General features: G+C 69.7%; 11 protein-coding genes. 1 reads left to right on the top strand and 10 read right to left on the bottom strand.

Features of this window, described 5'->3' with window-relative positions:
• Window positions 1–8: 8 nt before the first annotated feature.
• The 3 genes from QM591_RS09690 to QM591_RS09700 form a co-directional block, all read right to left on the bottom strand.
• Window positions 9–371, bottom strand: a complete 363-nt coding sequence (locus QM591_RS09690; RefSeq protein WP_415131996.1) for a VOC family protein — start codon at window positions 369–371, stop codon at window positions 9–11.
• Between the two features lie 96 nt (window positions 372–467).
• On the bottom strand, window positions 468–944 hold the full coding sequence (locus QM591_RS09695) for an NUDIX domain-containing protein (protein WP_415131998.1): 477 nt from the start codon (window positions 942–944) through the stop codon (window positions 468–470).
• A gap of 13 nt (window positions 945–957) precedes the next feature.
• Complete coding sequence (locus QM591_RS09700) at window positions 958–1,971, bottom strand: aldo/keto reductase family protein (RefSeq protein ID WP_415132000.1); 1,014 nt, start codon at window positions 1,969–1,971, stop codon at window positions 958–960.
• Between the two features lie 241 nt (window positions 1,972–2,212).
• Between QM591_RS09700 and QM591_RS09705 the strand changes: the two genes are divergently transcribed.
• A complete protein-coding gene (locus tag QM591_RS09705) occupies window positions 2,213–3,457 on the top strand; it encodes an ATP-binding protein (RefSeq protein ID WP_415132002.1) in 1,245 nt (414 codons plus the stop codon).
• Window positions 3,458–3,473: 16 nt separating this feature from the next.
• Here the strand turns inward: QM591_RS09705 and rlmN are convergent, their stop codons facing one another.
• From rlmN to QM591_RS09740, 7 genes are read right to left on the bottom strand one after another with little or no spacing between them, the layout of a single operon-like run.
• Entirely contained in the window at window positions 3,474–4,697 is a 1,224-nt protein-coding gene (gene rlmN / locus QM591_RS09710) for a 23S rRNA (adenine(2503)-C(2))-methyltransferase RlmN (protein WP_415132004.1), read from the bottom strand.
• Between the two features lie 31 nt (window positions 4,698–4,728).
• Complete coding sequence (locus tag QM591_RS09715) at window positions 4,729–6,354, bottom strand: ABC transporter ATP-binding protein (protein WP_415132006.1); 1,626 nt, start codon at window positions 6,352–6,354, stop codon at window positions 4,729–4,731.
• Window positions 6,351–6,872: a GbsR/MarR family transcriptional regulator gene (locus QM591_RS09720; protein ID WP_415132008.1), complete on the bottom strand. Its 522-nt coding sequence runs from the start codon at window positions 6,870–6,872 to the stop codon at window positions 6,351–6,353. Before QM591_RS09720 ends, QM591_RS09715 begins: the two co-directional genes overlap by 4 nt.
• Window positions 6,869–8,296 (bottom strand): serine hydrolase domain-containing protein, encoded by a 1,428-nt coding sequence (locus QM591_RS09725; protein WP_415132010.1) that lies wholly within the window; start codon window positions 8,294–8,296, stop codon window positions 6,869–6,871. The genes QM591_RS09720 and QM591_RS09725 overlap by 4 nt, the downstream gene beginning before the upstream one ends.
• On the bottom strand, window positions 8,293–9,183 hold the full coding sequence (locus tag QM591_RS09730; protein WP_415132012.1) for an ABC transporter permease: 891 nt from the start codon (window positions 9,181–9,183) through the stop codon (window positions 8,293–8,295). Before QM591_RS09730 ends, QM591_RS09725 begins: the two co-directional genes overlap by 4 nt.
• On the bottom strand, window positions 9,176–10,108 hold the full coding sequence (locus QM591_RS09735; protein WP_415132014.1) for an ABC transporter permease: 933 nt from the start codon (window positions 10,106–10,108) through the stop codon (window positions 9,176–9,178). Before QM591_RS09735 ends, QM591_RS09730 begins: the two co-directional genes overlap by 8 nt.
• A complete protein-coding gene (locus QM591_RS09740; protein WP_415132016.1) occupies window positions 10,105–11,451 on the bottom strand; it encodes a M14 family zinc carboxypeptidase in 1,347 nt (448 codons plus the stop codon). Before QM591_RS09740 ends, QM591_RS09735 begins: the two co-directional genes overlap by 4 nt.
• Window positions 11,452–11,593: the final 142 nt, after the last annotated feature.

An 11,593-nucleotide genomic window follows, 5' to 3' on the forward strand; every position in this document is an offset into this window, starting at 1 on the left:
GAGGGGCCTCAGACCTCTGCGATCCCCTCGAAGAGTCCGATGTGGTTTCCGTCGGGATCGGCGATGACCGCCCACCAGCTCGTCTCGGTGATCGGGCTCTTCTCCCTCGCCACCTGCCCGCCGGCGGCCACGGCCGCCGCAACCGTGGCGTCGATCGAGTCGACCTCGACATACGAGCGCGGCTGGGTGAAGCCGTCGTCGCGGGGCGCGAGGCCTCCGCCGCTGATCCCATTGGGGGCGCGCCACATCGGGTAGCCCTCGAAGCCAGGAGGTTCGGAGATCTGCCAGCCGAACAGCGTGGAGTAGAACTGCGCGCCCCGCCCCAGATCGCTGACCGGAATGTCGATGTGCGTGATGTCGCCGTGTGCCATGACGAGTCCTTTCCCCCGCGATGAGGACAGTGTGCTCCCCCTCACCGACATGCGCGAGGGGGGACGCTCTCCGAGATGCCTGGGGAGGAGCCGACGTCAGCGGGCCGCCTGGAGCAGGTCGGACAGGCGCTGCAGCGCGGGGCGCTGTCCCGCCACGAGGCGCTCGACCGCGTGGCCGATCGGCATCCACTCCGCCCGGTCGACCTCCGGGAACGACTGCCGGGTGCCGGTGCGCGGGGGCCATTCCATCTCGAACGTCCCGAACGAGTACTCCGACGGCGCGAACCCGCTGCCGTCGGCGACGAAGACGACCACGCGCTTGCCCGAGCCGTAGACGAACGTCCCGAGCTCGGCGTAGTCACCGGCCGGGGGATCGACGCCGAGCTCCTCTCGGAACTCGCGGCGCGCGGCGTCGAGCGCAGATTCGTCCTCCTCCAGCTCGCCCTTCGGGATCGACCACGCCCCCGAGTCCTTGCGCGACCAGAACGGCCCGCCCATGTGCGCAAGGAACACCGACACCCCGCCCCCGTCGTCGTGACGGTAGAGCAGGATGCCGGCGCTCACGGCGACCATGTCGCGTCGCGGATCAGGCCGGACGGGTGCTCGGCGACACCGAGTACGTGTGCTCCGGATCGGTGACCGCGACAGGCGCCAGGGCGTCGTCGATCGCGGCGCGCGTGTCGTCGTCGAGGACGACGCCCGAGGCCTTCACCGAGTCCTCGAGCTGCTCGGGGCGCGATGCTCCCACGAGGGCCGCCGACACGTTCGGGTTCTGCAACACCCAGGCGATGGCGAGCTGGGGCATCGTGAGCCCGGCCTGCTCGGCCACGGGCTTCAGCTTCTGCACGGCGGCAAGGACGTCGTCCTGCAGGAACCGCTTGATGAAGCTCGCCCCGCTCTTCTCGTCGGTCGCACGCGACCCGGCGGGAACGGGCTGGCCCGGGAGGTACTTGCCCGACAGCACGCCCTGCGCCATCGGCGACCAGACGATCTGCGAGATCCCGAGCTCTTCCGACGTCGGGACGACCTTGCCCTCGATGACCCGCCACAGGGCCGAGTACTGCGGCTGATTCGAGACCAGCTGGAAGCCGAGCTGCGTGGCCAGCGCGTGACCCTCACGCAGTTGCTCCGCGGTCCACTCGCTCACACCGATGTACATCGCCTTGCCCTGGCGGACGATGTCGGCGAAGGCCTGCATCGTCTCCTCCAGAGGAGTCTCGTAGTCGTACCGGTGCGCCTGGTAGAGGTCGACGTACTCGACACCCAGCCGCCGCAGCGAGCCGTGGATGCCGTCGAAGATGTGCTTGCGGGAGAGCCCCTGGTCGTTCGGCCCCTTCTTGCCGATCGGCCAATAGACCTTGGTGAACACCTCGTAGTCGGTGCGGTCGAGTCCCTTCAACGCCTCGCCCAGCACCACCTCCGCGGCGGTGTTGGCGTAGGTGTCCGCCGTGTCGAACGAGGTGATCCCGAGGTCGAGCGCCTTGTGCACCGTCGCGATGGCCGCGTCGTTCTCCACCTGCGAGGCATGGGTGACCCAGTTGCCGTAGGTGATCTCCGAGACCTTGAAGCCGCTGTTGCCGAGATAGCGATAATTGACCATCCCTCCACGCTAGTCCCGCGGAGAGACACCAGCTCCGCCCCCTCCCCTGTCACAGGTCACAGGCCGGGCGGCGTGTTGCGACAGGTGAGCGTGACAGGCCGTTCACTCAGCGAGCCCTTCGCAGCGGATCACCGAATCAGGTTCAGGAATCAACAAGACGGGGACAGCGAATCACCGAGTTAAGGTCAGCGAATCCACGAGTTGGAGACAGCGAATCACCGAACATCGATGGACTCAGCGCATGACGACGCTCATCGACCGGCACGTTTCCTCCTTCGCCCGCGAGGCGCTGGAGACGTTCCCGGCGTTGGTGATCCAAGGCGCACGACAGGTCGGCAAGAGCACCTTTGCGCGCATGATCACTGAAGGTCGCCCCACGCGATCGCTCTCACTCGACGATCCGGGGTCGCTCGCGGCGGCCCGAGAGGATCCGACGTCATTCGTCAACCAGTTCTCCGATGGAACGCTCGTGATCGATGAGGTACAGCGTGCGCCCGACCTGATCCTCCCCCTCAAGGCCGCGATCGACCGCGATCGACGTGCGAGCCGATTCGTGCTCACTGGATCAAGCGACCTGCTGCGGTTTCCCGGTACGCCCGACAGTCTGGCCGGACGCGCGATCACGGTCGCGTTGCGTGGGCTGACTCAAGGCGAGGCCGCGGGCAGCTCCGATGACATCGTCGCCCGCATCCATGACGGCGTCGATGCGGCCGCCTTCTCCACAGAGACGACACGATTCGACTACGTCGCAGCCATCGCTGCCGGCGGCTATCCGGAGGCACGCTCCCTTTCGGGACGTTTACGTCGGGTGTGGTTCGACAGCTACGTCGAACGATTGCTGCAACGCGATGCGACCGACCTCGCTCCCCGTACCGACAGGGGACGCCTCGCTTCGGTACTGCGCTTGCTCGCCGCCAATCAAGCGGGCGAGGTCGTGCGCGCCCGTATTGCTCGAGACGCAGCCATCCCGGAGTCATCGATGACGGCGTACATCGATCTTCTCAGAGCGCTGTTCCTCGTGGATCTCATCCCGCCGTGGACGCCCAACCTCACCAGTCGGGAGTCGTCACGTCCGAAAGCGATCGTCTCCGACTCCGGTCTCGCCCTGCGGCTATCGCGGGTGGACGAGAGGCAGCTGCTCCCCATCGATAGCCCCTTCATCGGCGGGGCTCTCGAGGGCTTCGTCGCCGCGGCACTGCTCGCTCAGCGCGCGTGGAGCAATGAGGAATACGAGTTGTACGATTTCCGCGACCGAAACGGACTCGAGGTCGACTTGGTGGCGGAGCTCTCCGACGGCAAAGTCATCGCCTTCGAAGTGAAGACGAGTGCCACGGTGAAGTCCGAGCACTTCGCCGGCCTGCGGGCACTGCGCGACCGCCTCGGTGATCGCTTCATCGCTGGGTTCGTCCTCAACACCGCCTCATCCGGATCCGTGTTCGCCGACCGGCTCTCGTCCCTCCCCGTTGCCGCTCTCTGGGAGCTCTGACGCGGAGGGAGGGGTTTCAGGAGCGGGCGGCGGCGGCGCGGTCGTCTTCGGTGGCGACGAGCTGACCGCAGGCGCCGTCGATCTCCTTGCCGCGCGTGTCGCGGAGGGTCGTGGGGATGCCTGCCTCGTTCAGACGACGGACGAACTCGTTCTGCACCGGGACGTCGGATGCGGTCCAGACCGAGCCCGGCGTCGGATTGAGAGGGATCGGGTTGACGTGCACCCAGCCGCGCCCGCGCTGGTTGAGCTTGTCGGCCAAGAGGTCGGCGCGCCAGGCATGGTCGTTCATGTCCTTGATGAGCGCGTACTCGATCGACACGCGGCGGCCGGTCTTCTCGAAGTAGCCCCGGGCGGCGTCGAGCGCCTCGTCGACCTTCCACCGCGAGTTGATCGGGATCATCTCGTCGCGGAGGCCGTCGTCGGGGGCGTGGAGGGAGAGCGCGAAGGTCACCGGGATGTTCTCCGCCGCGAGCTTGTTGATCGCCGGCACGAGGCCCACCGTCGAGATCGTGATGCCGCGCGCGCTCATTCCCAGCCCGTGTGTGGGGTCCACCATGGCACGCACCGCCGTCATGACGCGGTTGTAGTTGGCCAGCGGCTCCCCCATGCCCATGAAGACGATGTTGGTGACGCGTTCGCCGTCGTGATGCGCCGGCCCGAAGCCGCCGTCGGCGATGAGACGGTTCGCTCGGACGATCTGCTCGACCACCTCGGCGGCCGACATGTTGCGAGTGAGGCCGGCCTGTCCCGTCGCGCAGAAGGGACAGTTCATGCCGCACCCGGCCTGGCTCGACACGCACAGCGTGATGCGGCCGGGATAGCGCATGAGCACCGACTCGACGAGCGCGCCGTCGTGCAGCTTCCAGAGGAACTTGATCGTGTCGCCCTTGTCGGTCTCGAGGCGACGCACCTCGGTGAGCAGCGGCGGCAGCAGGGCGGTGACGAACTCCTCGCGGCCCGACGCCGGGAGGTCGGTCATCTCCGCGGGATCGGACGTGTAGTGCTGGAAGTAGTGCTTCTCGAGCTGCTTGGCTCGGAAGCCCGGCATGCCGAGCTCCGTGACCTTCTCGACGCGCTGCTCTGGGGTGAGGTCGGCGAGATGGACCGGCGGCATCCCCTTCTTGGGAGCGGCGAACTGCAGGAGCGGCCGCCCCTCGGCGTCCTTCTGCTGAGTCCAGCCCTCGGTGCGGGGGCGCACCTGACGAGGGCCGGTGGCGCGCACGGGGGTGGATTCTTCCATGTCCTCCAGGGTAGACGAGCCCGCCTGGGCATCAGCCCGCGAGGGCGGTCTCCCTCCGGCGGGCCTGCTCGACGGGATCGGGCACGGGAGCCGCGGCGATGAGCGCGCGGGTGTACGGATGCTGCGGCCGGCGAAGAACGTCGACGCGCGATCCCTCCTCGACGACGGCCCCCAGCTGGAGCACGACGATCCGGTCGCAGAGCTCGTCGACAACCGCGAGGTCGTGACTGATGAACAGGCAGGCGAACCGGAGCTCCCGCTGCAGGTCACGGAGGAGGTCCAGGACCGTGGCCTGGACGGACACATCGAGGGCGCTCGTGGGCTCGTCGGCGATGAGGAGACGGGGGCGCAGCGAGATCGCGCGGGCGATCGCCACCCGCTGACGCTGACCCCCCGACAGCTCGTGCGGATAACGGCGATGCCACGCCGAGGGCAGCCCCACCGCGTCGAGCAGCTCCGCCGTGCGGGCCTGGAGCCCCGCCCCGCGGAGCCCACCGTGCACGCGCAGCGGCTCGCCGATCGACTCACCCACCGTCCGGCGCGGATCCAGGGCCGCGGTGGAGTTCTGGAACACGACACCCACGCGGCGCTTGACCGCCACCGCACGCCGCCCGCGCACCCGGGCGAGATCGACGCCGTCGATGCGCACCGACCCCGAGGAGATGGGGGCAAGCCCCAGCGCGCACCGACCGATCGTCGACTTGCCCGACCCGGACTCGCCCGCGAGGGCCACGATCTCCCCTTCGCCGACGCGGAGGCTCACGCCGTGGACGGCGGCCACGGCACGGGCACCGCGCCCGTAGACCACCGACAAGTCGTCGACGTCGAGCACCGCGGTCTCGGCCGCGGGAACGGGCCGTTCGGGGGCCCCGAGCCGTGGCACCGCGGCCAGCAGGCGCTGCGTGTAGTCGGCCTGGGGGGCGGAAAACAGCTCGCGCACGCCCGCCGCCTCCTCCACGCGCCCCTCCCGCATCACCACGACGCGGTCAGCGATGTCGGCGACGACCCCCATGTCGTGGGTGATCATGACGATCGAGGTGCCGATCCGGTCCCGCAGCCGACGGAGCACGTCCAGCACCTCGCGCTGCACCGTGACGTCGAGCGCCGTGGTGGGCTCATCGGCGATGAGGATCTCGGGGTCGCAGGCGAGCGCGATCGCGATCATCACGCGTTGCGCCTGCCCGCCCGACAACTGGTGCGGATAGCTCGACAACCGCGCCGCGGGGTCGGCGATCTCCACCTGCTCCAGGAGCTCGATCACCCGCGCCCGACGTTCGGCCCGCGACATCCCGGGCCGGTGGACGATCAGCATCTCCTCGATCTGCGATCCGATGGTGAAGACGGGATCCAGCGCGCTCCCCGGATCCTGGAAGACGACGCCGATGCGGGTGCCGCGGATGGCCTCCCGCTGCGGGCGGCTCATCGCCAACAGGTCATCCCCGTCGAGGAGCGCCTCGCCCCGCACGCGCGCGCCGCGCGGCAGCAGCCCGACGAGCGAGAGCGCCGTGACGCTCTTGCCGGAGCCCGACTCGCCGACCAGCGCCACCACTTCGCGCCGGCCCAGCGTGAAGGAGACATCACGCACGGCGGTGACGGTCTCGCTGCCGACGACGAAGTCGACCGACAGGCCCCGCACGTCCAGGAGAGGGGCGCTCATGAGTCGGCGTCCTCATCGGCGCCGGAGTCCCGGTAGGCCTCCCAGTCGCTGAGCATCTTGCGGTGATACCCGACGAGCCAGATCATGTACCGCCGCGCGTTGTTCAACCGGGTGCGGGGCCCCACCGCGTCTTCGGAGACGACGTCCAGCCCGTAGTCGATCGTCGAGGTGATGCGACGGGCGTAATCGCGCTCGCCCGCGAGGAAGCTCCCCCACACGTCCTCCTCCACGCGGAAGTAGCGACTGCGATCGCCGGGGAGCGAGTGGGGCTTGAGGAAGCCGAGGCTCACGAGGGCGCGCGTCGACATCGAGACCGCCCCGGCGCTGGCTCCCAGCATCTCCGCGATCTGCGCCGACGAGAGGAAGGGGCGATCGACGATCAGGAGGAGGCCGAGCACCCGCCCGTCCATGCGCGGGTTTCCCGCCGCCCCCCACGCGAAGGCGAAGTCCTCCACGAAGGTGCGCAGCTCCTCGGGGAGATCGAGGGAGGCCGAGCCGTCCTTGTCCACGTCCGTCACAGTGCCATGCCCTCCAGGATCCGTCCGGGGTCCGGCTGCGCCATCGCCTCGGTGAAGACGTCGAACGGCCACATCGACATGCCGCTCCACGTGATCGATTCCACCGCACCCGAGCCACCCCGCGCCACCTCGACGGGTTCTCCGGCCGCGCCGAAGCTCGCTCGCGCGGGCTGGCGGAGGGTACCGTCGGCGGCGGTCTCGACCTTCTCGGCCAGGCGGGCAGGGTCGTCGAGCTGCGGGTGGAGGGCGAAGGTCGCGCCGCCGAGGTGTGCGAGATCCAGCACCGACCACAGGCTCGCGTAGCGCCCTTCGACGCCGTCGACCCGCTCGTCGTCCTCGGCGTGGGCCAGCGCGAGGCGCAGCAGCCCGATCGCGCCGGTGGCGAGGGTGTCGGCCGGGCCGTCGATCGCGTTCGTGAAGACGCTGACGACGAGGTCGTTCTCGGGGTCGAGCCACGTGCGCGTGATGTGGCCGGGGTAGCCGCCGCTGTGACCGACGAGCAGCGAGCCGTCGAGCTCGAACAGCTCGAACCCCAGCCCGTAGTGCCGGTGGGCGCCGCCGATCTCGATGCGCGAGACCCGGTACTGCGCCTGGCGCTTGCTGTCGTCGCCGAGCAGCCGGTCGTCGCCGAGGGCATGGGCCGCCAGGTACGCGCTCGTCTCGCTCGCGGTGGAGAACCACCCCGTCGCCGCCGCCATCGCCCGCGTGTCGACGTGCGGGATCACGCGCCGCCGACCACCGAGGGCGAAGCGCGCCGTGTGACCCGCGGCGTACTCGTCGGCGCGGGCGCCCTGCCACTCCGCCCCCGAGCGCTCCAACCCGAGGGGAGCGCAGATGTTCTGTCGCGTGAAGGTGTCGTAATCGGCGCCGGAGGCCGCCTCGATGATCAGCCCCAGCACCGAGTAGGCGATGTTGGAGTACTTGAAGTGCTCGTTGCGGGCGAATATCCGGCCCTCGGCGCGGCAGATGTCGACGATCCGCCGGCGATCGGGGAAGGCGGCGCCGCGCTGCCAGTAGTCGGCGTCGCGTCCGTCGCGGACGACTCCGCCCTGGTGGGCCAGGAGCTCGCGCACGGTGATGGCGGCCAGGTCGGAGTCGGCCAGCTCGGGCACCCAGTGCGCGACGGTGTCGTCGAGGCGCAGCGCTCCCCGCTCGGCGAGCTGGAACACAGCCGTCGCCGTGAACGTCTTGGAGTGCGAGGCGATCCGGAACAGGCTCTCGGTCGTGAGCGTCTCGCCGGTCTCGACGTTCGCAGAGCCCCACGCGAACTCCAGGATCAGCTCGCCGCGGTAGCGGATGGCCGCCTGGATGCCGGGAACCTCGCGGGTCTCTCCCGCGAACGCGAACCATCGCGCCGCATACTCGGCCGCGCTGCGCACGGCTTCCTGTCGGCGAGCGTCCACATCGGGAGAGGTCACGGTCACAGTCGGCGTCCTTTCGGGTCGAGCGCATCCCGCAGGATGTCGCCAAGGGTGATGAGCGCGAACACGGTCACGCTGAGGAAGAGGGCAGGGAAGACGAGCATGTGCGGCGAGGAGCCGAAGTACGACTGCGCGTTGGCCATCTGCAGGCCCCACGAGATCGAAGGCGATCGCAGTCCCACACCGAGGAAGGTCAGGGTCGACTCGGCGACGATGATGCTGCCGACCATCGTCGCGGTGATCGCGAGCACCGGACCGATCGCGTTCGGGACGACGTGGGTGACGAGCGTCCGAGCGTGCGAGATGCCCATCGCGCTGGCGGCGCTGATGTAGTCCATCCTTCGTACCGTGCGGACGGAGGTGCGCACGAGCCGCGCAAGGGTCGGCCAGCTGAACGCGGCCAGGACGACAGCGACCACGAGGGGTGTCCGCTCCCCCACGCTGTTGAGGACGATGATCGCGCCGAGGATGAACGGGAACCCGAGGAAGACGTCGGTCAGCCGGGAGATCAGGATGTCGGCGAAGCCGCCGAAGTAGGCGGCGAGAGTGCCGACGACGATCGCGATCGCAAGGGCGATGACGGTCGCCGTCACGCCGATGAACAATGACGTCCGGGCGCCGTGGATGACGTTCGCGTAGATGTCGCAGCCCTGGAGGTCCGTGCCGAAGACGTGCGCGGCGCTCGGAGGCTGCTTGCTGTCGCGCAGCTCGCACGCGCGGGGATCGGGCTGGCCGAACAGCCCGCCCACGGCATCGGGAAAGAGGGAGATCACCGCGAGTACGGCGAGGATGGCCGCGCTGATCCAGAACAGGGGGCGACGGCGCAGACTCGTCCACACGCCCCGGCTGACGGTGACGTGCTCGAGGGCGGCCGCGGCGGTCTCAGTCATGACGGCTCCGGGGGTCCAGCATCGAGTTCAGGAGATCGACCACCACGTTCAGCACGAGGAAGATCAGGATCAGGGTCGTTCCCACTCCGACCACCGTCGGGCCCTCATGTGTGCGGATGGCGCTGAAGAGGAGTTGCCCGATCCCGGGCAGGTTGAAGATCCCCTCCACGACGACGGCGCCGCCGAGGAGGAAGCCGAGGTCGATCGCGACGAAGGTCAGCACCGGGGCGACGGAGTTGCGCATGACATGCAGCCCGACGATGCGGGAGCCGGGCATGCCCTTGGCCCGCAGGGTGCGGACGAAGTCGGACTCCATCGAGTCGATCACGCTTCCCCGCATGAGCCGGGCGATGGAGGCGAGCCCGAAGAGGGCGATCACGGTGGCCGGCAGGACGTAGGCCACCGGCCACCCGGCGTCGGTGCCGGCGATCGGCAGCCAGCCCAGGTGCAGGCCGAACAGGAGCTGCGCGGAGACGGCCACGACGAAGATCGGGATCGAGGTGGCAAGGATCGTGCCGAACAGCACCGTGCGATCGATCGCGCTGTCGCGCCGCAGGCCCGCGACGAGACCGAGCACCACGCCGATGACGACCTCGATGACCCACGCGGTGAGGGCGAGCGTGATCGTCACGGGCCACCGCGAGGCCATCCGCTCGGCGACCGGGACCCCCGAGAACGTCGTCCCGAGGTCTCCCGTGAACAGGCCCCCGAGGTAGCGGAGGTACTGCAGCCAGAGCGGGTCGTCGAGGTGGAACTGCGCGCGCAGCTGCGCGACGACGTTGTCGGGGAGCGGACGGTCGCCGCCGAGGGCCGCGATCGGATCGCCGGGGAGGGCCCAGACCGTCGCGTAGATGATGAAGGTGACGCCGATGAAGACGAGCACGAACTCCGCGATACGCGCCCCGATCCGACGCGCGAGGATCATCCCCGCCTCCGTCGAACGGTCGCCAGCACCGCCGCCAGTTGCACGCCCACGAGCGCCGCGACCGGCGCGGGCACCAGCTCGGTGTCTTTCTCGGCGGCCAGCCACTCCCGGAAGGCGGCGTCGATCTCGGCCGATGCGGCGCGCACGGGGCCGCGTGCGACTCCGGCGTCCACCTCGGCCGCCAGGGCACGACGGAGGATGCCTCCGAAACGGAGCCGGAAGGTGCGGGCCACCTCCCGGTTGCCGAAGACCTCCGCCACCGTCGCCAGTCGTCCGAGGGCGGGATCGTTCAACCGCGCCCGCTCGGCTCGGGCCGCCTCTCCCATCCCGGGGACGAAGGCCTCGCTCGCCCGCCGGAACGGCGAGTCGATCGTGAGCGACGGGCGGGCGGCGTCGAGGATCTCCCGGAGCAGCCCGTGCAGCTCGTCGAGGGCATCGGCCTTCTCCGCCACGACGTCGCGGTAGAGGCGATCGGTCGGCGTGGTGTCGGCGGCGTCGGGATGGGTCCAGTAGGGCAGCTCCGCGATCATCGTCGTGGTGCCGTACCTCTCGAGGTAGTCGGCGGTGCCTCCGCCTCCCGAGCGGGTCTCGGGCGGCAGGCCCCGCGCCTCGCGGTGGTCGTAGCGCTCCCGGGCGAGGGGAGCCCGGAAGACGGCGTCGTCGAGGCGGACCAGTCCGTCCATCTCCGGCTCACCGACATCCAGCGGCAGACCGAACGCAGCGGGAAGCTCGCGCAGCTCCCGCGCGAGGATCGCGTCGTCCTGATTGAGGTAGAAGTAGACGCCGCCGAACTCGGCGTTGTGGAGGCCGACGAACACGTCCGGCCGCACCCGGTCGAACAGCGCCATGAGGGCTCGGGTCTCGGGGATCGGGTGGTCGAACCACGCCTCCTTGTACTCGAAGGGGAACGACCACTCGACCTGCTCACCAGGTGCGGGCCGGTAGAAACCCGTGAAGTACGCGGCGCGATCCGCCGAGGCGAACCACGACTCGTTCAGGCGGGCACCGTCGGGATCGGCACACGGGACGATGTGCCAGGTGGCGGCGAGGTCCGCGAGCTCCGGGGCCTCCATCAGCAGACGCACGAGCTGCTGCACCGTCCGGAACCCGATCGGCTCATTGGGGTGCACGCCTCCCGCGATGACCACCTGCATCGGCCCGTCACCGATCGCGAAGTGGTCGATGGGCTCGCCCAGCCGAGACCGGCCCAGCACGGCGTGCGCGATCCGCTCGGGGTGGGCCTCGTGGAGCGACAGCAGGTCGGCGCGGAGCTCGTCGACGGTCGGGAAGCCCTGCATGGCGGGGAGGCGCTGCGCGAGCGAGAGGAGGGGATCGTGCGTCATGGGGATCTCTCGGAGCGGGGGCGGCGTGACAGGGAGGGAGGCGGTGCGGAGCGTCCGCCCCCCCCCGGACGCACCGCACCCCCACCCGCCCATTCACCCCGCCCCCCCACCCAGAGATCCCCATGACGCACCAACCCCACCA

It is taken from the genome of Microbacterium sp. (genome assembly GCF_047607225.1).
GTDB lineage: Bacteria > Actinomycetota > Actinomycetes > Actinomycetales > Microbacteriaceae > Microbacterium.